General features: G+C 62.3%; 20 protein-coding genes. 9 read left to right on the top strand and 11 right to left on the bottom strand.

Annotation, left to right across the window (positions count from 1 at the left end; all coding sequences use genetic code 11):
• Window positions 1–8: 8 nt before the first annotated feature.
• The 5 genes from BLR13_RS20205 to BLR13_RS20185 all read right to left on the bottom strand — a co-directional run bounded on the left by BLR13_RS20205 (window position 9) and on the right by BLR13_RS20185 (window position 4,331).
• Window positions 9–656, bottom strand: a complete 648-nt coding sequence (locus tag BLR13_RS20205; RefSeq protein WP_074831303.1) for an AprI/Inh family metalloprotease inhibitor — start codon at window positions 654–656, stop codon at window positions 9–11.
• Window positions 657–724: 68 nt separating this feature from the next.
• Window positions 725–1,714, bottom strand: a complete 990-nt coding sequence (locus BLR13_RS20200; RefSeq protein ID WP_074820229.1) for a 2-hydroxyacid dehydrogenase — start codon at window positions 1,712–1,714, stop codon at window positions 725–727.
• On the bottom strand, window positions 1,714–2,502 hold the full coding sequence (locus tag BLR13_RS20195; RefSeq protein WP_074820231.1) for an ABC transporter permease: 789 nt from the start codon (window positions 2,500–2,502) through the stop codon (window positions 1,714–1,716). Before BLR13_RS20195 ends, BLR13_RS20200 begins: the two co-directional genes overlap by 1 nt.
• Window positions 2,499–3,305: an ABC transporter ATP-binding protein gene (locus BLR13_RS20190; RefSeq protein WP_074820232.1), complete on the bottom strand. Its 807-nt coding sequence runs from the start codon at window positions 3,303–3,305 to the stop codon at window positions 2,499–2,501. The genes BLR13_RS20195 and BLR13_RS20190 overlap by 4 nt, the downstream gene beginning before the upstream one ends.
• A 6-nt stretch (window positions 3,306–3,311) precedes the next feature.
• Entirely contained in the window at window positions 3,312–4,331 is a 1,020-nt protein-coding gene (locus BLR13_RS20185; RefSeq protein ID WP_074820234.1) for an ABC transporter substrate-binding protein, read from the bottom strand.
• Between the two features lie 189 nt (window positions 4,332–4,520).
• Between BLR13_RS20185 and BLR13_RS20180 the strand changes: the two genes are divergently transcribed.
• The 7 genes from BLR13_RS20180 (at window position 4,521) to BLR13_RS20150 (ending at window position 11,826) form a co-directional block, all read left to right on the top strand.
• Window positions 4,521–5,345 (top strand): creatininase family protein, encoded by an 825-nt coding sequence (locus BLR13_RS20180; protein ID WP_074831305.1) that lies wholly within the window; start codon window positions 4,521–4,523, stop codon window positions 5,343–5,345.
• A gap of 125 nt (window positions 5,346–5,470) precedes the next feature.
• Window positions 5,471–5,740 (top strand): hypothetical protein, encoded by a 270-nt coding sequence (locus BLR13_RS20175; RefSeq protein ID WP_074831306.1) that lies wholly within the window; start codon window positions 5,471–5,473, stop codon window positions 5,738–5,740.
• Window positions 5,741–6,033: 293 nt separating this feature from the next.
• Window positions 6,034–6,312, top strand: a complete 279-nt coding sequence (locus BLR13_RS20170) for a metal/formaldehyde-sensitive transcriptional repressor (protein WP_074820236.1) — start codon at window positions 6,034–6,036, stop codon at window positions 6,310–6,312.
• An 11-nt stretch (window positions 6,313–6,323) separates the two neighbouring features.
• Window positions 6,324–7,592 carry a CDF family Co(II)/Ni(II) efflux transporter DmeF gene (gene dmeF, locus BLR13_RS20165; protein WP_074820238.1) on the top strand — a complete coding sequence of 423 codons (1,269 nt, stop codon included), beginning with the start codon at window positions 6,324–6,326 and terminating at the stop codon, window positions 7,590–7,592.
• Between the two features lie 74 nt (window positions 7,593–7,666).
• Window positions 7,667–8,572, top strand: a complete 906-nt coding sequence (locus tag BLR13_RS20160; RefSeq protein ID WP_197679484.1) for a hypothetical protein — start codon at window positions 7,667–7,669, stop codon at window positions 8,570–8,572.
• Window positions 8,573–8,908: 336 nt separating this feature from the next.
• Window positions 8,909–10,879: a carbohydrate porin gene (locus tag BLR13_RS20155; protein WP_074820241.1), complete on the top strand. Its 1,971-nt coding sequence runs from the start codon at window positions 8,909–8,911 to the stop codon at window positions 10,877–10,879.
• A gap of 176 nt (window positions 10,880–11,055) precedes the next feature.
• The gene (locus BLR13_RS20150) at window positions 11,056–11,826 is read left to right on the top strand and encodes a transporter (protein ID WP_244524905.1); all 771 of its coding nucleotides are present in this window, start codon (window positions 11,056–11,058) and stop codon (window positions 11,824–11,826) included.
• A 23-nt stretch (window positions 11,827–11,849) separates the two neighbouring features.
• On the opposite strand, the gene BLR13_RS20145 is transcribed toward BLR13_RS20150, so the two are convergent.
• From BLR13_RS20145 to BLR13_RS20135, 3 genes are all read right to left on the bottom strand, one after another.
• Entirely contained in the window at window positions 11,850–13,481 is a 1,632-nt protein-coding gene (locus tag BLR13_RS20145; RefSeq protein WP_074820244.1) for an FMN-binding glutamate synthase family protein, read from the bottom strand.
• 183 nt (window positions 13,482–13,664) lie between these two features.
• Entirely contained in the window at window positions 13,665–14,537 is an 873-nt protein-coding gene (locus tag BLR13_RS20140) for a patatin-like phospholipase family protein (protein WP_074820246.1), read from the bottom strand.
• 233 nt (window positions 14,538–14,770) lie between these two features.
• The gene (locus BLR13_RS20135; protein ID WP_074820249.1) at window positions 14,771–15,544 is read right to left on the bottom strand and encodes a ferredoxin--NADP reductase; all 774 of its coding nucleotides are present in this window, start codon (window positions 15,542–15,544) and stop codon (window positions 14,771–14,773) included.
• A gap of 302 nt (window positions 15,545–15,846) precedes the next feature.
• On the opposite strand from BLR13_RS20135, the gene BLR13_RS20130 reads away from it, so the two are divergent.
• Window positions 15,847–16,809 (top strand): ATP-grasp domain-containing protein, encoded by a 963-nt coding sequence (locus tag BLR13_RS20130; protein ID WP_074820251.1) that lies wholly within the window; start codon window positions 15,847–15,849, stop codon window positions 16,807–16,809.
• 57 nt (window positions 16,810–16,866) lie between these two features.
• On the opposite strand, the gene BLR13_RS20125 is transcribed toward BLR13_RS20130, so the two are convergent.
• Entirely contained in the window at window positions 16,867–17,811 is a 945-nt protein-coding gene (locus BLR13_RS20125; RefSeq protein ID WP_074820255.1) for an amino acid ABC transporter substrate-binding protein, read from the bottom strand.
• 11 nt (window positions 17,812–17,822) lie between these two features.
• Complete coding sequence (locus tag BLR13_RS20120; protein WP_074820257.1) at window positions 17,823–19,112, bottom strand: dicarboxylate/amino acid:cation symporter; 1,290 nt, start codon at window positions 19,110–19,112, stop codon at window positions 17,823–17,825.
• A gap of 221 nt (window positions 19,113–19,333) precedes the next feature.
• On the opposite strand from BLR13_RS20120, the gene BLR13_RS20115 reads away from it, so the two are divergent.
• The gene (locus BLR13_RS20115) at window positions 19,334–20,335 is read left to right on the top strand and encodes an NADP-dependent oxidoreductase (RefSeq protein ID WP_074820259.1); all 1,002 of its coding nucleotides are present in this window, start codon (window positions 19,334–19,336) and stop codon (window positions 20,333–20,335) included.
• A gap of 111 nt (window positions 20,336–20,446) precedes the next feature.
• On the opposite strand, the gene BLR13_RS20110 is transcribed toward BLR13_RS20115, so the two are convergent.
• Window positions 20,447–23,617 (bottom strand): efflux RND transporter permease subunit, encoded by a 3,171-nt coding sequence (locus BLR13_RS20110; RefSeq protein ID WP_074820260.1) that lies wholly within the window; start codon window positions 23,615–23,617, stop codon window positions 20,447–20,449.
• Window positions 23,618–23,624: the final 7 nt, after the last annotated feature.

The following is a 23,624-nucleotide window of genomic DNA, read 5'->3' as shown; positions in this document are numbered from 1 at the left end:
GGCTGCCGCTACTGCCCGCGGATCATGATCAGCGGATCGGCGCTGTCGGGCACCCGCCGCCATTGCGCGTTGTCGTCGGCCTCGAACTGCCAGGTCTCGCCCTTGGACGACATCAGCTGCATCTGGCCGTGATCGAGCCGCCACTGGGTCGGCGCGAAGGCGGCGACCGCGGGATCGCATTTCGGCTTCAGAAAGACCTGGAAATTATCCTGCCCGGCCTCGGTGTTGGTCAGCGTCAGGCCGCAAACCGCCTGGCCGTTGCCGCGCACCATCGACCAGTCGCCGATCATCTGGTCCATCGATTTGGCGAGCGAGCGGGCGGCGGCAAGATTCTGCAGGATGTAGACGCCCTCGTTGGTGCGCAATCCTTCGAAGATGCCGCTCTCGACCTCGGTGAAATCGATCACCGGCTGGCCGGCGGCGTCCTGCAGCCGCACGATGTCGCCCAGCCCCTTGATGTTCCAGGAAGTGATATCCTTGGTAAACGGCAGCGCCGCCGCACAGCCGGGCTCCAATTCCAGCTTAAGTCCCTGTGGCGCCGCATCGCCCTTCAGCGTGACGACGCAGGTCTTGCTGCGCTCGGTGGTCGCCAGCTCCCACTGGCCGACCATGTCTTTCTTCAGGTTCGGCGCATCCTGCGCCAGGACCGGTGACATGACCGGCGGCGCAAGCACCGGCAGCGCCGCCAGCGCCGCCACCGCAATGACTCTGCGGCAAGAAAACATCAGCGCCCCTTCACCGGGGTTTCCGGAACCGGCGTCAGCGGCGCCTTGCCGGCAAACCAGTTCTTCAGATTGTCGACGACGAGTTGATCCATGGCATTGCGCGTTACCACCGAAGCCGAGCCGATATGTGGCAACAGCACGACATTTTGCATCGACTTCAGTTCGTCGGGCACCCTGGGCTCGTTGGCGAAGACGTCGAGCCCCGCCGCCAGAATGGTGCCGGACTTCAGCGCCGCGACCAGCGCCTCCTCGTCGACCACCGAGCCGCGCGCCACGTTGATCAGGACGCCGCGCGGCCCAAGCGCCTTCAGCACGTCGGCATTGATCATTTTCGTGGTAGCGGCGCCGCCTGGCACGATCACAATCAGCGTATCGACCGCCTTTGCCATCTCCATCAGGTCGCCATAGTGCTTGTATGACACCGCCGGGGACGGATTGCGCGAGTGATAGGACACCGGAACGCGCGAGGCCTCGAGCCGGCGTCCGATCGCCTGTCCGATCCGGCCCATGCCGACGATCCCGACCTTGCGGTCGCGCAGCGAGCCGACACTCAGGGGATAGTTCTGGGTCTGCCACAGGCCGGAACGCAAATAGCGGTCGGCCTTGACGAATTCGCGCAAGGTCGCGATCAGCAGTCCCATCGCGACGTCGGCGACCTCCTCGGTCAGCACGTCAGGCGTGTTGGTGACGACGATATTGTGCTCGCGCGCATAACTGCAATCGACGTGATCGTAGCCGACGCCGAAGCTTGCGATCATCTCCAGTTTCGGAAAATGCGACAGCGCCTTCCGGTCGGCCGGCACCGAGTGATAGGTGACCGCCATGCCGCGGGTCTTCGCCAGCGTGTCCGGAGTCAGCCGTTCGAGGTCGGCACGCGTTTCCGCGGTATGCAGGACGAACTGGTCCGAAAAGCCGTTTTCGAGGATCGGCCTGATCGGTCCGTAGATCAGAAGATCAACTTTCTCGGATGAAATATTCGCGGCAGCCATCAGTTTTCCTTTCCGAGCGCGCTTTCGTGCCAGCGCCTTAGTACCAAGTGTGAAATTAGCGCCAGCAGCCCATAGATGACAATCCCGGCGGCGGACAGTAGCAGCAAGGCTGCGAACATTCGGGGAATGTTGAGGCGGTAGCCGGATTCGGCGATCCGGAACGCCAGACCGGAGCCGGCGCCCGCGGTGCCCGCCGCGATTTCGGCGACCACGGCGCCGATCAGCGACAGGCCGCCCGCGATCCGCAGGCCGCCCAGGATGTAGGGCAGCGCCGCCGGCAGTTTCAGGTAGCGCAGCGTCTGCATCCGCGACGCCCCATAGAGCTGAAACAGGCCAGCGAGATTGCGATCGACCGAATTCAGCCCGAGCGTGGTGTTCGACAGCACCGGAAAGAAACCGACGATCCAGGCGCAGACGATGACCGCGGTCTGCTGCGGCAGATAGATCAGCAGCAACGGCGCGATCGCGATGACCGGCGTGACCTGCAGGATCACCGCATAGGGGAACAGCGAATATTCCAACAACCGGGATTGATTGAACAACAGCGCCAGCGCGACGCCACCGACGGCTGCGGCAATGAATCCTTCCAGCGTCGTCAGCAGGGTGACGCCAAGCGATTCCGACAGCACCGGCCAATCGCCGACCAGTGTCCGAAGCACCAACAGCGGCCCCGGCAGCACATAGGGCTGGATGTCGTTGACATCAACCACGACTTCCCACGCCACCAGGCCCGCCGCCAGCACGACGACGGGAAGCAGGAAGAGACCGAGGTTCGGGAGCGATCTCATGCGCCTGACAGCCCCGCATAAGAGGGCGACAGCGCCTGGGAGACCTCGCGGCAATAGCCGGCATAGCCGGCCGACATCCGAAAGTCCTCGACGCGAGGCTCCGGCGTATCGATGCGAAATTCGCTTGAGACGCGCCCCGGCCGCGATGTCATCACGATCACGCGCTGCGAGAGATAGACCGACTCGAACACCGAATGGGTAACGAAGACGACGGTCTTTTTCAGGTCACGCCACAGCGTCAGCAGGTCGTTGTTGAGCCGAAAGCGCGTGATCTCGTCGAGCGCCGCAAACGGCTCGTCCATCAGCAGAATGTCCGGATCGGTGACCAGCGCCCGCGCCAGCGAGACCCGCATCTTCATCCCGCCGGACAATTCGCGCGGGTAGGCATCGGCAAATTCGGCGAGCCCGACCTGCACCAGCGCCTCGCGGATGCGCGCATCCGCTTCGCCGGCCGGGGCATGCGACAATTTCAGCGGCAGGCGAACGTTTTCCCGCACGCTTGCCCACGGCATCAGGGTTGGCTCCTGAAACACGAAGCCGATGGAATGCCGCCGTTCGGTCTGGCCGGCGCGATGCGACACACTCACGGTGCCCGAACTCGGTGTCGTGAGCCCCGCGATCAGCCGCAAGGCTGTCGATTTTCCGCAACCGGAAGGCCCGAGCAGCGAAACGAATTCGCCGCGCGCCACATCCAGATCTAGCGGCCCCAGCGCGGTTACGCCGTTGTCGTAGACCTTGGTGGCGCCGCGCAGCCGTACGGCGACGCTGCCAAACTCCGTCTCGGATAATGCAGGATCCGCCATCGGGCGTCAGTTCTTCGGCCGCAAATTGAGACCGACGGCCTTGTTGGCAAAGCGAAGCGTGTAGGCCTGGCGGTAGTCGATATCGCCCTTGACCACGCCGGCCCGCACCATCTTGTCGAAGAAGCTCGCGACCCGCGCGTCGTTCATGGCGCCGATGCCGTCCTTCAAGGTGTCGCCGGAATCGACGATGCCGTATTCCTTCATCTTGGCCAGGGAATAAGCGAGCAGTTCGTCGGTCATGTCAGGGTTGAGCTTCTTGATCATCTCGTTCGCCGGCTTGTTGTCGCCGTAGAGATAGTTGTACCAGCCGATGATGGAGGCATCGACGAAGCGCTGCACCAGGTCCGGCTTCTTGTCGACGGTCTCGGTACGGGTCTCGATCAGGGTCGAATAGGCACTCCAGCCGTAGTCGGCCATCAGGATCACGTTCGGCGTGAATCCGGCAGCCTTCTGCACCGCATAGGGCTCGGAGGTGACATAACCCTGCATCGCGCTCTGCTTGTTCACGATGAAGGGCTGCGGGTTGAAGGTGTAGGGTTTGACCTTGCTCTCGCCGAAACCATATTCGGACTTCAGCCACTGGAAATAGCTCGCAAGCCCCTCCTTCGACATCAACAGCGTCAGCGGCTTGAGATCCTCGAGCTTGCTGATCTTGATTTCAGGATGGGTCAGGAGGACCAGCGGATCCTTCTGGAACATCGCCGCCACCGTCACCAGCGGCACCTTGTTGGTAACCGCGTCGAAGGATTGCAGCGTATTGGCGCTCATGAAGAAGTCGAGCTTGCCGGCGGTCAGCAGCATGCGGTTGTTGGTGTTGGGTCCGCCGGGCACGATGGTGACGTCGAGGCCGTATTTCCTGTAGGTGCCGTCGGCGACCGCCTGGAAGAAGCCGCCATGTTCGGCCTCCGCCACCCAATTGGTTCCGAACGAAACCTTGTCGAGGGTTTGGGCGCGTGCGGGCATCAGCGCGGCCATCAGCGCCACAAGACCGGCGGTTAACGCTCGCGGCAAAAAGTCCGGGTTCATGGTTGGACTCCGTCGGTCATTCTGGCCCAAGATAGGAAGATGATGGGAACATGATAGGAAGGCATCGGACGTGGATCACGTCCTCTGGGGTCTTATGCGTGTTATCCAAGGCATACTCCCCGGCATAACTAACAAACTATCCTGCAAATTCATCCAATGAAACGCTTCTCCAAAGAAACACTTGGCTCGATGACTTCGCCTGTTCCACCCCGTGACTGGACCGACATCCACTGGCCGGATGTCACCGCGACCGAGGCCGCGTGCTGGATTGCTGTCCTGCCGCTGGCGGCTACCGAGCAGCACGGCCCGCATTTGCCGCTGGAAACCGATGTCATGATCGGCGAGGCCTATCTGGCGCGGGTCCGCGAGTTTTTGCCCCGGACGATCCCCGTCACCTTTCTCCCGATCCAGCCGATCGGCATCTCCACCGAGCATACTGATTTTCCCGGCACGCTGACGCTGCCGACCGACGTCGCGCTGAGGGACTGGATGGCGCTCGGCGAAGACGTTGCGCGCAGAGGCATCCGCAAGCTGGTGATGGTGACGAGCCATGGCGGCAACAGTGCCGGGATGATGCTGGTGGCGCAGGATTTGCGCGCGAAGCACCGCCTGCTCGCGGTGACCACGAGCTGGTCGCGGTTCGGCGTACCGGAGGGATTGTTCTCGGCGGAAGAGCTGCGCCACGGCATTCATGGTGGCGCGGTCGAAACCTCGATCATGCTGGCGCGATATCCGCACGCGGTGCGCAACGAAGCGATCGCGGATTTCCGTCCCGCGAGTATCGCGATGGAGCAGGAATTCCGCTGGCTCTCGACGCAACGGCCCGCCCCGTTCGCCTGGCAGGTGCAGGATCTGCACCCCAGCGGCGCGGTCGGCGACGCCACCAAGGGCTCCGCGGAGAAGGGCGAGAGATTGCTCGATCACGGCGCGCGCGCGTTCTGCGAATTGCTCGCCGACGTCGATAACTTCGACGTGAACAGGCTGGCAGCCGGCCCGAATAATCCTTCCAAATAATTGTAATAATTACAGAATAATCGATTTTCCGAATCGCCCTCGCGGAATTCGAACCAGATTCGGAAAGCCTCCGTCCAACTGGCATGCGGACCCCAATGGCCGCTTGCAACCGGATGGAGTTTCCAATGTCGATCAAGACCAGGATTGCCGCGCTCGCTCTCGCCGCGCTTGCCGTTACCGGCACGATCGCATCCACCACCACCCAGGCACAGGCCAAGCCGATCGGCTGGGGCTGGGGCGTTGGCGCCGGCCTCGTCGGCGCTGCCATCGTCGGCTCCGCGATCGCCGCCAGCAACGACGGTTACTACTACGACGGCTATCGCCGCTGCGGCTGGGTTCGCCAGTTCGACGCCTACGGCAACTACATCGGCCGCGTTCGTAGCTGCGGCTACTGATTGATCGACTGAGTTTGATTTCTGTTTGAGAAGCGTTGCTTCAAGCAATCCGACCTGACGCCCAAACGCTTCGCCTCTTGTTTGACGCGTTTTCTTCACGCGAACCGGTCACCACTTCGCTTGAAAACGCTTCGCTAGTGGATCCTGCGTCCGGCACGGGCGCCTCATCCACCCTGTGCCGCACACGACCCGCCCGGTTGTCCCCCCGGGCGGGTCAACTTTTTTGGGGAGGCCGGCGACGACGTGCTTTTGCCGTTGACATAGAATAGGGGGGTACCCTATTTATCCAATCTATGGCACATACCATCCGAGAAAAGAAAAAGCTGCTCGCCCGGGTCGGCCGCATCCGGGGCCAGATCGAGGCGATCGAGCGGGCACTGACCGACGAGGCCGAATGCGAGCGCATCATGCATATGATTGCCGGCATTCGCGGCAGCGTGGCGGGCCTGATGGCCGAGGTGGTCGAGGACCACATCCGCACGCATCTTGTCGATCCCGAGAGGAATCCGGGAGCACTCAACGCCGACGCGGCGGATCAGTTGATCGAAGTGGTCCACACCTACCTGAAGTGAGGACAAGCGTCATGGTCGAAACGGAATCGGCATTCAAGTTTACGCCGCACGATCACGTGTTCCTGGGCAAAGACCACGACAAGGCGGAGCGCCGGACCTGGGCGGTGATCGCCCTTTGCACCGTGATGATGATCGCCGAAATCGTCGGTGGCGCGCTGTTCGGCTCGCTGGCGCTTATTGCCGATGGATTGCACATGTCGACGCATGCCGGCGCCCTGCTGCTGGCGGCGTTGGCTTATACCTACGCCCGCAAATATGCCGATGATCGCAGTTTCACATTCGGGACCGGCAAGTTCGGCGACCTCGCGGGATATTCAAGCGCCATTGTCCTGGCGATGATTGCGCTGTTGATCGGCTATGAGGCCGTATCGCGGCTGCTTAACCCCGTCGCTATCAGCTTCAACGAGGCGATCCCGATTGCCGTTCTTGGTCTGGCGGTCAATGTCGTAAGCGCATGGCTATTGTCCGGCGGGCATCATCATGGGCACTCGCATGGTCATGGCCACGATCATGGCGAGGAGCCTCGGCGCATCGCATTCGGCTCCCGCCTCCTGGAAATCGAGGTTTTTGAAGAAAACGTGCCGCCACGGTTCCGCCTGCGCGCGGAAAGCGGCCTGTTGCCGGACGCTTCCGACGTCAACATCGAGACCATCCGCCCGGACGGTAGCCGCCAGCTGTTTTCGTTCGACCTTTGGGGCCACTATCTGGAGTCACGCGACGAAATTCCGGAACCACATGCCTTCACAGCCATGGTTCGCCTGACGCAGGCGGGCCAGCAGCAGGAACGCGAACTGGAATTCGAGGAGCATGATCACGGGGACGCGCAAGGGGACGGGCATGGCTCGCATCACCGCGACAACAATATGCGCGCCGCCGTGATCCATGTCGTGGCCGACGCGGCTGTGTCCGTTCTGGTGATTGCCGGGCTGTTGCTGGCGCGCACGTTCGGCTGGCTCTGGATGGACCCGCTGGCTGGCCTGATCGGCGCGCTTGTCATCGCCAACTGGTCCGTTGGGTTGCTGCGCGATACCGGCGGCATCCTGCTCGATCGTACGGCGGATCCACGGATGGCGGAGCGAGTCCGCGCCGTCATCGAGAGCGACGGCGACCGGGTCACCGATCTGCATCTTTGGCGGTTGGGGCCTGGACATCTCGGCGCCATCGTCTCGGTCGCAACCACGCAGGCGCGCGAGGCGGCACATTACCGGCAGCGGCTGGCGAAATTCGGTGACTTGTCGCACGTCACCGTCGAGGTCCAGCACGCTTTGCAACTTTCCTAGATCGGCTCCGAAGCCCTTCGAACGACGTGAGCAGTCTCCCGATGCCGGCATCACGGGTCATCATTGCGATTGCGTTGCTGGGCGGCATTCAGGGCGCCGAGGCCCACGGCATTGCCGGTAACCGGTTTTTTCCCGGCACGCTCACATTCGACGATCCAGCGGTCGCCGACGAAGCCATCTTGCCGCTCGTCTCGAGTTCGAAACATCCGGGCGACGGCGGGGACGTCGTCGACAACAGGATCAACTGGACGTTCTTCCGCCTCCTCACCCCAACCATCGGGGTGGGCATCGACAGCGGCGGGATCTATCGCAACTGGGGGACCGCGCAGCGTTCCGGTTTCGACACCACCAACCTCACCGTCAAGGGCGAGGTGTTCCGCGACAACCCCCATGAGATGCTGGTTTCGGCTGGATTGAGCTGGGGCATCGGACATTCGGGAGGACAGGGCGTCGGCGCCAACGCTCCCGATACGATCAAGCCAGGGATTTTTTTTGGCAAGGGATTCGGTGACCTGCCGGATTCTGTAGCGTGGCTGCGGCCGTTCGGCATCACCGGCGCCGTTGTCCTCGAGCACCCGACAAGTCCGGTCTCGATCAACGACGGCATTGATCCGCTAACACGTCGCCTTGGCCCATTGCCTGGTCCGAGCGTCGACATCCTGCATTGGGGTTTTGCGATCGAGTTCAGCACCCTCTACCTGACCAACCGATTTACCGGCTGCCCTCCCAGGGAGGAGCCTTTGAATCAATGGGTCCCTCTGGTCGAATTCGCGTTCGATTCACCGCGCGGGCAGAAGACCATCGCAACCGTCAATCCCGGCCTGTCCTATGTCGCGGTGACCTGGCAAGCCGCCGTCGAAGCGATCATACCGCTCAATTCGTCGGCCGGACGCACGGTCGGCGGACGGGCGCAACTGCTGTTCTTTCTGGACGACCTCATTCCATCCTTGTTCGCCAGGCCGCTGCTTGTCGGCAAATGAGGAGGCCTTGATCGTCGCAACCCGACCCGCCCGGTTTGCCCCCCCGGCGTCAATCTTTTTGGACCGGTGCCGCCCCGGCCGCGGGACCCGTTGCAAAACTGTCATCGCTGAATGCCATCCAACGGGTGTGCTATTTAGTCTTGTTGCTATTGCGAATTACTTGCAATAAGAACCGACCATAAGCGGTGTGTTCCCCGGTCTGGCTTGGACCGGGAGAATCATGAAAATCCGACCGGGGGCGGCGGGGTTGATGACTTCATTTCTTGGGTGGCGGCAGGCCTTCAAATCTGCAGTGATGACGCGAGACCGCCGCAGCCTTTGCGAAATGTCCGCACGATGAACCGCGACCGCCGATATCGGAAGCATGTCCTGGCTGGTGTGGCGCTCGGCGCGCTCGCGCTGGGCGGGCCTGCGGCCGCGGCCGATATGGCAGCCGTCTACGACTGGACCGGCTTTTATATCGGCGGCCACTTCGGCTATGGCGGCGGAAGTCTTGGGCCGGGAACCAATCCGCTTCCCGAGCAGGGCGTATTCCTGCCGCACAGCGTTACCGGACTGATCGGCGGCTACCAGGCTGGCTATAGCAGGCAGTTCTCGAACCGGTTCGTGCTTGGCATCGAAGCGGACGCGTCGTTTCCGAGCCCGATGGACGGCGCGGCGCTGAGGCCGGCTCCGTTCAACGCGACCATCGACTATACCGGCACCCTGCGCGGCCGCATTGGTTACGCATTCGGAAGCTGGATGCCCTATCTGACCGGCGGGTTCGCCTGGGGACACACCCACGTCAATATCCACGACGACGTCAGAGACATCATCTCATCGCCAGGACAATACCACACCGGCTGGACCGCGGGTGCCGGCGCCGAGTTCGCGGTGAGCGGCAACTGGAGCGCAAAGGCCGAATACAGCTACATCGACCTGTCGCGGCGCTTGTACGACCTCAGCGGCTTCGCCCTGCCGGGAATTAACGTCGACCCCCGCATCCATCTCGTGAAACTCGGCCTGAATTACCGGTTCGGTGACACCCCGTGGATCGCTCCGGCCGATGGAAAAACGCTGCTTCCGGAATCGAACGACTGGAATATCCACGCGCAAACCACCTTTTTGCCGCAGGCCTATCCCAGCATTCGTTCGCCCTATGCCGGCGCCTATAGTCTTCCCGGCGCCGGACAGTTGCAGGAGACCTGGACCACGACGGCGTTTATCGGCGCGCGGCTGTGGCAGGGTGGTGAGTTCTATTTCAATCCGGAGCTTGCACAGGGTTTTGGCCTGAACGGCACGCTGGGATTGGCGGGATTCCCGAACGGCGAAGCGCAGAAGGCCGGCGCCGCCTTCCCGAAAATCCGCCCGCAGCGTTATTACATCAAGCAAACCTTCGGCCTCGGCGGCGAACAGGAAGATGTCCCGGACGCAGCCAACCAATTGGCGGGGAAACGCGACATCGACCGGGTCACGCTGATCGTCGGGCGCTTTGCGATCGGCGATTTCTTCGACGGTAATTCCTATGCGAAGGATCCGCGCGCGGACTTCATGAACTGGGCGATGTGGTCGTCGGCGGCTTACGATTTTCCGGCCGACCTGCCCGGTTACACACGCGGCGCCGTGGCCGAGCTCAATCGCAAGGATTGGGCGGTACGCGCCGGACTGTTCCAGGTGCCCACTGCGCCCAATAGCGACATCCTTACCTTCAAGACCGGAGGCGCCGTGGTCGAATTCGAGGGCCGCTACGCGATCTTCGATCAGCCGGGCAAATTGCGGCTCGGGGCATTCGGCAATCGCGGCAACACCGGCAATTATCGCGACGCGCTGGCCATCGAGGCGACGAACCCGGCGCTCGATATCAACACGATCATGGCGGGCATTCGCCGCGACAATCTGAAATACGGTTTCTATGCCAATGCCGAGCAGCAGATCGCCCGGGATGTAGGCCTGTTTGCCCGCGCAAGCTGGAATGACGGGCAGAACGAGATTCTGTCGTTCACCGACATCGACCGCAGCATTTCGGGCGGCTTGTCGGTGAAAGGCAGCTATTGGGGACGCCCGAGCGATACCATCGGCATCGGCGGTGCGGTCAACGGGTTATCCAGTGCGCATCGCGATTACCTCGCCGCCGGCGGCCTCGGCCTGCTGATCGGCGACGGCCAGCTCAACTACCGCAACGAGCGCATCTTCGAGACGTATTACGCCTATGCGCTCAACAAGCAGTTCACCCTGACCGCCGACTATCAGTTCATCACCAATCCCGCCTACAATGCCGACCGCGGCCCGGTTCACATCTTCTCGGGCCGTCTCCACGGCGAGTTCTAGCGGCGCCAGGCATCAGCAAAATCACGTGCCGAAATCGCCGCGATCCTGTGCAAAAAAAAGCCGCACCGGGAATAAAAGCCGGGAAACGATGATACTGATCGTGGGATATCCATAGACAGAGGATGACGCGCGTGCCGTTCCGGCTGATCTTGGCCAAGATTCGCTTTGGGACCTCCTTGACGCTTCTCTTCGTCGCAGCTGCACCGGCGCTCGCGCAGGCCGGCGAATGCCCGACCTCGGCGTCGGAGATCGCCACCGACAGGCCCGATGTCACGAACTCCAGTCTCGTCGTTCCCGTTGGCAGCCTGCAGGGCGAAAACGGCATCAACACAGCGCGGCGCGGTCTGGACAAGACGTTCGACGGCACCAACAGCCGGCTCCGCCTCGGCATCGCAAACTGCCTCGAGATTCTGGTCGACGTGCCGGATTATGTCGGCCGCCTGAAGGGCGACGCCGGCAGCGGTTTCGGCAATGTGGCGCCGGCCATCAAGTGGCAGTTCGCCGCGCTTCCCGAACCCTGGAATTTGTCGGTGACAGCGGGGGCTGGCCTGCCGACCGGCTCGCCCAAAATCGCCGGCCCGGGTCTGCAGCCTTACCTGCAATTTCCATGGTCGTATGAGATCGGCGGCGGCTGGGGGACCAGCGGCATGGTGACGACGTTCTTCTTCCCGTCCGATCCCGCCAACAAGCAGACCACGGAGGCGACGTTCGTACTCGAAAAGAGGGTCACCGAGCGCGCGTCGCTGTTCGTCGAATATATCGGCGATTATCCCTCGCGCGGCAGCAGCGTCCAGCTCTTCAACACCGGGGGCGGATATCTCCTGACCAAGACCCAGCAGATCGACTTTCACCTTGCATTCGGCCTCAACCGGAATTCGCCGAACTACATCATAGGCCTTGGCTATTCATTCCGGTTCGACGATTTGTTTCGCACGTCGTCACGCTAGAAAACACCATAGCGCCGGCGCCGTCACGCCACCGGCTGGAACGAATCCGCCCGCGCCATCGCCCATGCTTCGCGGAAGCGTGGATCCTCGGTGCCATCGATCAATTCGCCCGGCCGCAGCGACGGATAAAGCTGCGCGAAAGACTGTACTACGGTCGTCGAGCTCCGCTGCGAGAAATGGATCGACCGGATTTCCCGGGGATGCTCGAGGCCTGCCGCGGCGATCAGCTCGGAAAGCGCATGCAAAGTGGCGTGATGATAGTTGTAGACCCGCTCGACCTTGTGCGGCACCACCAGCGCACGGGCGCGGGAGGGATCCTGCGTGGTCACACCGGTCGGACAGCGATCGGTATGGCAACTCAGCGACTGGATACAGCCCAGCGAAAACATGAAACCACGCGCCGAATTGCACCAGTCGGCGCCGATCGCCATCGCCCGCGCCATGTCGAACGCGGTCGCGATCTTGCCGGCGGCGCCGATCTTGATGCGGTCGCGCACATTGATGCCGACAAGCGCATTATGGACGAAGTTGACGCCCTCGCGCATCGGCATGCCCAGATGGTCCATGAACTCCAGCGGCGCTGCCCCCGTGCCGCCTTCATTGCCGTCGACGACGATGAAGTCGGGGTAGATTCCGCTTTCCAGCATCGCCTTGCAGATCGCCAGGAATTCCCAGGGATGGCCGATGCACATCTTGAACCCGGCAGGCTTGCCGCCGGACAGCCTTCGCATCTCGCCAATAAAGGCCATCATCTGCAACGGCGTCGAGAACGCCCGGTGAAAGGCCGGCGAGATGCAATCCTCGCCCATGGCAACACCGCGGATTTTGGAAATCTCCGCCGAGACCTTGGCCGCCGGCAGCACGCCGCCGTGCCCGGGCTTGGCGCCCTGGCTGATCTTGAGCTCGACCATCTTGATCTGGTCGTCGGACGCCACACGCGCGAACTCATCCGGATTGAACGTTCCGTCGCGGTTGCGGCAGCCGAAATAGCCGGAGCCAACCTCCCATATGATGTCACCGCCATTCTCGCGATGATAGGGGCTGACGCCGCCCTCGCCGGTGTCGTGCGCGAAGCCGCCTTTTTTGGCGCCCGCATTCAGCGCGCGCACCGCATTGGGGCTGAGCGCGCCGAAACTCATCGCCGAGATATTGAACACTGAAGCCGAGTATGGCTTGGTGCAATCGGGACCGCCGATGGTGATGCGGAATTGCTCCTCGGCACGCGCCTTCGGCGCCACCGAATGGTGCATCCACTCATAGCCGTCGCGGTAGACGTCCTCCTGGGTACCGAATGGCCGCTTGTCGAGCACCATCTTGGCGCGCTGATAGACCAGCGCGCGGGTGTCGCGGGAAAACGGCATGCCGTCTTTTTCGCTCTCGAAGAAATACTGCCGCATCTCGGGCCGGATCTCTTCGAGCAGAAAACGGATGTGCGCCGAGATCGGATAGTTGCGCAAAACGGCGTGGCTCTTCTGCGTCAGGTCGCGAAGGCCGAGAAGCGTGAGGGCGCCGAAGATCACGGTCGGGATCAGCACGACTTCCCATATCTTCGGGTTATGGTCGAAAACCCCGATGCCGAGCAGCAATGCCGTGACGACGGCGCAGATCGTCAACACGATGAAGCGTGGCGAGAACGGAAGCAGCAGCGTTTCCATAAAATCCCTCAGCCGGATTATTGCTTGTCGACCGGTAGCTTAGTCCAATCAGCGGAATAAGCGCCATACGATATACGCCCCGGCAATCGCGGATATGACAGCAACCCGGAAAAATTTTTCAGATCCGATCTGGCGGGGCGGCATCGGCCGGCAAGCTATTGCAGTGCAGCGTAACGGCATCGCTCAGTGACTATGCGGCCGCATCTCGTCGGGAATCCTGCCCTCCTGAAGGCTGTGCTGGGCCAACCAGGCGTCGGTGGTCTCGATGGCGCGAGCGATATGATCAGCCGTGCGCGAGAAATCGTACGGTGATCCCACCAGCGGGCATAAAGGCGGCACCACGAAATATTCGATCTCGGGCCCGAGGCTTTCCAGCTCGCTGACCAGTTGACGCGCGATCAGCAGCGTCAACGCATGCAGTGCATTCGCGACCGCGCCGACCGGCGGCGTCTGCGTCGCACAGGCGTGCCCGGTCGGCAGAATGATCAGCCGTCTGGCACCCTTCTTCACCGCCACCTGGATCGGCGTGTTGCTGGAGATGGCGCCATCGGCGAGGTAGTAATTCCGGTAATGGACCGGCGCGAACGCGCCGGGGATCGCCGTCGAGGCAACGATCGCCTCGTCGATCGGCCCTTCCGATAGGACCACGCTGTCGCCGGTCACGATATCGGTGGTGACGATGTGCAGCGGCAGTTTGGCATCCTGCAGATTGCGATAGGGGATGTGATCCTCGATCAGCTTGCGGATGCCGTCATGGGGAATCAGGAAATCGCGGCGCCACAGAAAACTCAGCACCGTGCGCCAGCTCATCGGAAAGACATCCTGCCGCGTCAGTCCGCGCCAGATCGTCCCCAGTCTCTCCACGCCCTTGAGCGTCGGATCGCCGGCGTAGAACGCGCCGTTCAAGGCGCCGACGCTGGAGCCGACCACCATGTCCGCGGTAATGCCGTGGGAAGCGAGAGAATGCAGCATCCCGACCTGAATGGCGCCAAAGCTGCCGCCGCCGGCGAACACAAAGGCGGTCTTCGTTAGCCCGATCTCATCGCGTACCGCCACAGCGCACCCGCTCCCCGATGTCGCCACGTCGGCAAGGCCGCGCGGCGTTCGGAGGAGATTATAGCAGCGGATGAACGGGGGACGCTACGGTGGGGCTGTCATTCCGGGATGGCCCGCAGGACCAGACCTCAGGGGTGCAATTGCACCCCGGGGAATCTCGAGATTCCCCGATGCGCAATTGCGCATCCGAGGTTCGCGTCTTCGATGCGCCCCGGAATGAACGTTATGAAGCCTCAGCGCTCGACGAACGCCTTCTCGATCACGAAATGGCCGGGCTGGCTGTGGCTGCCTTCGAGGAAGCCCCGGCCCTCGAACATCTGACGCAGCTCTTCCAGCATGCCCGGGCTGCCACACATCATGATGCGGTCGGTCGCGATATCGAGCGGCGACTGGTGAATGTCGTTGAACAACTGTTCCGACGTGATCAGGTCGGTGATGCGGCCACGGTTGCGGAACGGCTCGCGGGTCACGGTCGGATAATACAACAGCTTCTCCGACAGCAGCGGCCCGAACAGTTCATCGTCGCGGAGCTTGGCGACCAGTTCCTCGCCATAAGCCAGTTCGGATACCTGCCGGCAGCCATGAACCAGCACGATGGTCTCGTACCGCTCGTAGACATCGGGGTCCTTGATCAGGCTCGCGAACGGCGCAAGGCCCGTTCCAGTGGACAGCAGCAGCAGACGCTGGCCCGCAATCAGGTTGTCGGTGATCAGCGTGCCGGTGGCCTTGCGGCCGACCAGGATCTCGTCGCCTTCCCTGATCTTCTGCAGCTTCGAGGTCAGCGGCCCGTCGGCGACCTTGATCGAGAAGAATTCGAGTTCCTCCTCGTGATTGGCGCTCGCCATGCTGTAGGCGCGCAGCAACGGACGCCCCTCGACCTCGAGGCCGATCATCGCAAACTGGCCGTTCTGGAAGCGGAAGCCGGAATCGCGGGTGGCGGTGAAGCTGAAAAGCGTATCGGTCCAATGCCGGACAGAAAGAACTTTCTCTCTATAGAACGCGCTCATGTGTTTTCGTTTTTCCTGACGTCTTGGTGTAGAACGTTTCGGTTTTTCGGATCGCAAAATGCGAAAAACCCCCGAAATCATTGGCGATTTGACGTGTGCATTGCGCCAATCATGCAGATAGTCAAGATGCATTGACGCGCAATCGAGAACTCCGCATGGCGGTCGGTTTATTTTCTGGAAAGGTTCAATCGAGGTCCGTTAACGCTACCGGCGCACGCGCAATTAACTTGCTGAAATCGTCGTCGATCTGGCAATAAATTACCTCCAAAAAGCACCTGGATGGCAGAGCGGGAAAGTCAGGCATGAGCAACGGCGAACGCGCTTTCGTAGGCGCCGTCAGAAAATACTGCGCCAGCCGCGGCATCGACGTCGAACTGAGAGCGCAAGGCTGGCTCATTGCCATGACGCGCGGGTCGAAGCGGCGCTTCGCCTTTGGCTATGACCTCGGGCTGAACAGCGCGGTCGCTCATCGCATCGCGAACGACAAAGCGGCGACCGCGGATGTTCTGGAAATTTGCGGCATTCCCTGCGTTCCGCACACCGCGTTTCTGAGCCCGCGGATGTACAAATACATCACCCCATCCGGAGCGTGGACGGCGATGCTCGATCTGCTGAAGCAGAATCCGCAAGGCATTGTCGTCAAGCCCAACGAAGGCACCGGCGGAATTTCCGTGTTCAAGGTCAGGACCGAACCGGAACTTGAAGTCGCAGCGAACGAGATTTTCTCTTCCGAAAGAAGTCTCGCGATTTCGCCCTATCTGGAAATCGACGATGAAGTCCGGGTCATCCTGATCGACGATCGGCCGATCGTGGTGTTCAGCAAGAACCGGCTGTCGGTCGTCGGCGACGGCAAGCGCTCGGTTCTGGAGCTGGCGATCGCAACGATCCCGGCCGGACGGCTATCGGCTGTGTTGTCGGGACTGGCCGGCGATATCAGCAAGGCTTCGCTCGACGAGGTCCCGCCCGCGGGGCGGCGCCATGCCCTGAACTGGCGTCACAATCTCGGCGCGGGCGCGCAGGCCGTCGTTCTCGATTGTGGTGAAGCGCGGGCCGCGGCCTGCATTGCGATTGCCGTGGCGGCTGCGCGATCGATCGAAATGCGCTTCGGCTCGATCGATGTCGTTATGGTCGACGGCTGCTGGAAGGTCCTGGAAATCAACTCGGGCGTCATGATGGAAGCGCTGAACCAATCCCACCCCGAGCTGGTCGATGCGGCCTACGGTGCGGCGCTGGACACCATCTTCGGCCCGAACGCCGATTCATGAAACGGCGGGCTTGGGCTGCGCCCAGACCCGCCTTTGCACATTCATCTTATCGCTCGTCTAGTTGTTGCTCGTTCCTTGCGTGTCGTCGAGCACCTTGAAGGCCTCTTCGAGCTGCGGCGAGATCGAGACGTTGAGCTTTTCGCCGGTCGGCAGCCGCGCGACGAACCATTTGTTGTAGAGCGGAATCAGGTCGCGGTTCGAACCGAGCTTGCGGAAGGTGCGCTCGACCACCGCCGTCAGTTGCGGCTCGCCCTTGCGAAACATGATGCCGTAGGGATCGTAGGACAGATATTCGCCCGTCACCTTGAACTTGTCCTGGCTCTTGTGCCGCGCGATCAGGCCGTAAAGCAGGATGTCGTCGGTCGCGAACGCGTCGGCCTTGCCGTCCACCAGCATCTGATAGGATTGCTCATGGTCGGGTGACGCCACGATGTTGAGGCCGAGCGAAAACTTCTTGTCGACATTATGCATCGCCTGCTCGTTGGTGGTGCCTTTCGTCACCACCACGGTCTTGCCCTTCAGGTCCGCCGGCGCCGAGATCGTCGAGGCCTTCGGCACCATCAGCTTGGTGCCGGCAACGAACATCAGCGGCGAGAACGCCACCAGCTTGGCGCGTTCGGCATTTGCCGTGGTCGATCCGCATTCGAGATCGATCTTGTTCTGCGTCACGGCCGGGATGCGGTCATCCGAGGTGACCTTGACGTATTCGATCTTCAAATTGGCGTCGTCGACCTCGATGCCGATCTCTTCGACGATGGCCTCGCAGAGTTCGAGGCTGTAACCGATCGGCCGGTTCGACGGATCGAGGAACGAGAACGGCGGCGAGCTCTCGCGATAGCCGAGCCGCACCACGTGCGTCTGCTTGATATTGGCGAGCGTGGGGCTAAGCCCCTCGCTATCAGCGGTTTGGGCCGAAGCGCCTGTTGCCAGCAGGCAGGCTGTCAGCAACAGGCCGACGGCTCCTATCGGCCTGCTACCTGTTCTCCTCGGGGACTGATGCATGCATCTCTTCCTCAATGCGCCGGCACGGCGTCACCGGCGATGGCATCGGACGGCACGGCTTCATCGGGCCCAAGCTCGTGCTCGGCCTTCAGCTCGCCCTCCCACTTGGCGACCACGGCGGTCGCCAGCGAGTTGCCGATCACATTGGTGGCGCTGCGTCCCATGTCGAGGAACGTGTCGATACCCATGATCATCAGCAGGCCGGCCTCCGGAATCCCGAACTGGCTCAAGGTCGAGGCGATCACGACGAGGGACGCGCGCGGCACGCCGGCGACGCCCTTCGAGGTGATCATCAGCGTGGCCAGCATCGCGAGCTGGGTCGCGAGCGACATTTCGATGTGGTAGGTCTGCGCGATGAAGATACTCGCAAACGTGCAGTACATCATCGTGCCGTCGAGGTTGAACGAGTAGCCGAGCGGCAGCACGAAGGCGGAAATCCGCGACGAGGCGCCAAACTTGTTGAGGCCCTCCAGCGTCTTCGGATAGGCCGCTTCCGACGAGGCCGTCGAGAACGCGATCATCAGCGGCTCGCGGATCAGCCGCAGCAGATGGCTGTATCTCGGCCCGATCACGATGAATCCGACCACGACCAGGATGCTCCACAGGATCATCAGCGAGACATAGAAGCCGCCCATGAACACGATCAGCTTCCACAGCACGGCGAGGCCGTTCTTCGACACCGTCGCCATGATCGCCGCCCACACCGCGATCGGCGCGAACAGCATCACGTAGCCGGTGACCTTGAGCATGATATGGGCGAGATCGTCGATCAGCCCCATGATCGGCTTCGACCGCTCCGGCATGGCGCCGAGCGCGACGGCGAAGAACACCGCGAACACCACGATCTGCAGGATTTCATTCTGCGCCATCGCGTCCGCAATCGAGGTCGGGATCAGATGGGTCAGGAACTTCTCGATCGAGAAGGCCGAGACCGGCAGGCCGGTCGACTGTGCCTTGTCGGGCAGCGTGCCGGGGAAGTTGGCGCCGGGCTGCAGCAGGTTGACCATCACGAGGCCGAGCAGCAGCGAAACAAAGGAGGCGCTGACGAACCAGCCCATGGTCTTGGCGAAGATGCGGCCGAGCTTGGCGCCGGAGCCCATATGCGCGATGCCGCCGACCAGGGTAGCGAACACCAGCGGCGCGATGATCATCTTGATCAGGCGCAGGAACAGCATGGCGATCAGGTTTACGTCGGCCGCGATCTCTACCCGGCTGTCGGGCAGATAGTTGAAAACCAATGTTCCCATCACGATGCCGAGCGCCATCGCGATCAAAATGAATTGCGTAAACCTGCTGGACATTTCTCACCCCCGTAAGTTCCGGCAGGCGGGAGTTTGGCAGATTTCGCAACCGACGCAACACTGTCGCTGTCATCAGCGGTCTTGCCAAAATGTTCCCGTTGTGAAACGCGCGCGCCCCGACTAGCGTTCAATGCAGCGCACAATCTGTGCAATGGCCGCCTCACGCGCAGTCAATTGCCACCGGAAATGCCAGAACAACAATCAGCCGAGGGGAGAACATCATGAACGACACCGTCAATCGCCAGATCCTGCTGGTCGAGAAGCCGACCGGCAAGCTTGGCCCCGAACATTTCAAACTGGCCAAGGGCGCCATTCCCGAGCCGAAGGACGGCGAGGTCCTGGTGCGGACGCGTTACATCTCGCTCGATGCCGCCAACCGGGCCTGGATGCACGGCGCGACCTACCGCGCCGCGGTGGAGGCCAATACGGTGATGGCCGGCGGCGGCATCGCGGAAGTCGTGTCCTCGAAAGCACCCGGGCTTGCGCCCGGCGATATCGTGTTCGGCGATACCGGCTGGCAGGATTATGCCGCCGTCCCCGCCAAGCACATGACCAAGATGCCCAGGATGGAGCCGATGACGCACCTGCTCAGCGTCTACGGCATCGCCGGCCTCACCGCCTATTTCGGACTGCTGGATGTCGGCAAGCCGAAAGCCGGCGAAACCGTCGTGGTATCGGCGGCCGCCGGCTCGGTCGGATCGATCGTCGGCCAGATCGCCAAGATCAAGGGCTGCCACGTCATCGGCATCGCCGGCGGCAAGGACAAATGCCACTGGCTGACGTCCGAGCTCGGTTTCGACGCCGCGGTCGACTACAAGGACGGCGCGACCTTCAAGGCGCTGCGGGCCGCAGCGCCCAAGGGCATCGACGTCTATTTCGACAATGTTGGCGGCGATATCCTCGAGGCCTGCCTTTCGCTGATGAACAACCGCGGCCGCATCGCCTGCTGTGGCGCGATCTCGCAATATGACGGCGTGCCGTCGGCCACCGGCCCGCGCGGCGTGCCCGGCCTGATCGTGGTGAAGCGCCTGATCATGCAGGGCTTCATCGTGATGGACTACATGGACCAGCGCGATCAGGCCCTGGCCGACCTGCAGTCCTGGGTCGCATCCGGCAAATTGAAGGTGCAGGAGGACGTGATCGCGGGGCTGGAGAACACGCCGAAGGCGCTGATCGGTCTGCTCGCCGGCGAGAACCGCGGCAAGCGGATGGTGAAGGTGTAGTTCTTGGATTCGTAGGGTGGGCAAAGGCGCCCTTCGCGCCGTGCCCACCATGGATCCTCTCGCCGCCTAACGGTGGGCACGCTACGCTTTGCCCACCCTACGAAGTGGCCACTAATGCACCGTGCCCGGCGCTTGCGGCGCGGTCTGCGCACCCGCCTTCCTCGCCTTGCGCTCGGCGAGCCAGTTCTCGAAACGCTGGATCACGACAAAGAGGGTCGGCACGAACAGCACCGCCAGGCAGGTCGACGCCAGCATGCCTGAGAACACCGTGATGCCGATCGACTTGCGGGCGTTGGCGCCGGCGCCGGTCGCGAGCACCAGCGGCACCACGCCGAGGATGAAGGCAAAGGACGTCATCAGGATCGGCCGGAACCGCGCCCGCGCCGCCTCGACGGCGGATTCAAGCAGCGGCTTGCGATCGCGCACATGAAGCTCGAGCGCCACTTCGACGATCAGGATGGCGTTCTTGGCCGACAGCGCGATCAGCAGAATAATGCCGATCTGGGTGTAGAGATTGTTCTCGATACGCAAACCCGTCAGCACCGCCATCGGGCCCAGCAGCGACAATGGCACCGCAAGAATGACGGAGATCGGCGCGTACCAGCTCTCATATTGTCCGGCCAGCACGAGATAGACCAGCAGCAAGGCAAGGCCGAACGCATAGTAGATCTGGCCGCCGACCACCTTCTCCTGGTACGACATCGCCGTCCACTCGAAACCGGTACCCGGCGGCAAGGTCTTGGCGGCGATCTCCTCCATCAGCGTCATCGACTGGCCGGAGCTGAAGCCCGTCGCTGGCAGGCCGATGACGGTTGCGGATGGATAGAGATTGTACAGGCTGATCAGCGAGGGGCCGACGGACGGCGTGATCTTGGCGACCGTTCCCAGCGGCACCATGTCGCCCTGGCTGTTGCGCACCATCAGCCTTTCGATCTCGCGCGACGTCAGCCGAAATTGCGAATCCGCCTGCGCATAGACCTGGAAGGTGCGGCCGAACTTGTTGAACTGGTTGACATAGGTCGATCCCAGATAGGACGACAGGGTCGAGAAGATCTGGTCGGTCGTGACATGCAGCGTCTGGGTCTTGATCCGGTCGACCTCGACGTCGAATTGCGGCACCATCGAACGGAACGACGAACTGACGCGCTGCAGCGCGCTTTGCGTCTGCGCATTGGAAACGAGGGCGCCGGCGATGGCCTGCAGCTTGCCGTAGTCGGCATTGCCGTCACGGAGCTGCAGCTGCATGGCAAAGCCTGCGGCATTGCCGATGCCCTGGATCGGCGGCGGCGGAATCACCAGGATCCGCGCTTCTGATATCACCGACATTTTCTCGTTCAGTCCCACGAACAGCGAACGGAGATCCTGGCCCGGGCCGCGCGCGCTCCACTCCTTCAGGATCAGATAGGCGACGCCCGCATTGGCGAGGCTTGAAGAGCCGTCCAGCGCCGATATGCCCGCAATGCTGATGACGTGATCGACGCCCGGCGCCTTGCCGGCGATATCGCTGACCTGATTGAGCACCTGCTGGGTACGGTCGAGCGCCGCACCATCGGGAAGTTGCACCGCCACCAGCAGATAGCCCTGGTCCTCGATCGGGATGAAACCGGTCGGAACCCGCGACAGGCCGTAGCCGGCGATGCCGATCAGGATCAAGGCAAAGATCACGGACAGGTTGCTGTGCGCGACCAGGTGGCCCATCAGGCGGCCATAGCCCGCCTCAACGCGATTATAGACCGCGTTGAAACCGCGATAGAAGAAGTTGCGCTGCTCGGGCGGCACCGGCCGGCGCAGCCACAGCGCGCATTGCGTCGGCTTCAGGGTAGCGGCATTGACGGCGCTGAGCAGCGCGGTCGCCGCGATCACCAGCGCGAATTGCGAGTACATCTTTCCGGTCAGTCCCGGCAGGAAAGCCGACGGCAGGAACACCGAAATCAGCACCAGCGTGATGCCGACGATCGGCGCGAACAGCGCATCCATCGCGGCTATCGCGGCATCGTGGCCGGACATGCCCTTCTCGATACTATGCGCCGCGCCCTCGACCACCACGATGGCGTCGTCGACCACGATGCCGATCGCCAGCACGATCGCAAACAGCGTCGAGATATTGACGGTGAAGCCGAGGGCTGCCATCGCCGCGAAGGCGCCGATGATCGTCACCGGCACGGTGGTTGCCGGCACCAGCATCGCGCGCCAGTCCTGCAGGAAGATCAGGATCACGACCAGGACGAGCAAGCCGGCCTCGATCAGCGTCTTGTAGACCTCGTTGATCGATTCCGAGACGAATTTGGTGGTGTCGAACGGCGTGGCGTAGGTGATGTCCTGCGGAAACGCCTTGGCCAGATCAACCATCTTTTTCTGGACCGCGGCCTCGACCTCGAGCGCGTTGGCGCCGGGCGACTGGAACACGCCGATGCCGGTCGACGGCTTGTTGTTGAGCGAAAACACCTGGCTGTAGGTCTGGGCGCCGAGTTCGACCCAGCCGACGTCGCGCACGCGGGTGACGTCGCCATTGTTGCCGGTCTTGACGATGACATCCTCGAACTGGCTCTTGTCGTCGAGCCGCCCGTTGACGTTCAGCGTGTACTGGAACGCCTGGCCCGCCGGCGTCGGCGGCGCGCCGATCTGGCCCGCCGTGACCTGCTGGCTCTGCTGCTGGATCGACTGGATGACGTCCTGCGGCATCAGTCCGCGCACCTGCAGCTTGTTTGGATCGAGCCAGACCCGCATCGAGTACTGGCCGGCGCCGAACACGGTGACGTTGCCGACCCCGGGCAGCCGCGCCAGTTCGTCCTTGATGTTGATGGTGGCGTAGTTGCTCAGGAACAGGCTGTCATAGGTCGAATTCGGCGAACTCAGCGTCACGAACAGCAGGATCGCGGTCGACTTTTTCTGGACCGTGACGCCCTGGTTCTGCACCGATTGCGGCAACTGCGACAGCGCGCTCGACACCCGGTTCTGCACCAGCACCTGCGCGAAGTTGAGGTCGGTACCGATCTTGAACGTGACCGTCAGCGAATAGGTGCCGTCAGCACCGCTGTAGGACTGCATGTAGAGCATGTCCTCGACGCCATTGACCTGCTGCTCGATCGGCAGCGCCACCGTATCGATCACCGTCTTGGCGCTGGCACCGGGATAGCGGGTCGTAACCTGCACCGTCGGCGGCACGATATCCGGGTATTGCGCGACGGCGAGGCGAAACAGGCAGACGCCGCCGATCAGGACCATCAGGATCGCGATGACGTTGGAAAGGACGGGCCGCTCGATGAAGAATTTCGAAATCATGGCCGAC

Source organism: Bradyrhizobium ottawaense, assembly GCF_900099825.1.
GTDB classification, from domain to species: Bacteria; Pseudomonadota; Alphaproteobacteria; order Rhizobiales; family Xanthobacteraceae; genus Bradyrhizobium; species Bradyrhizobium ottawaense_A.
Note: the sequence above shows the minus strand (reverse complement) of the source record. Positions and strands in the feature narration are given on the sequence as shown.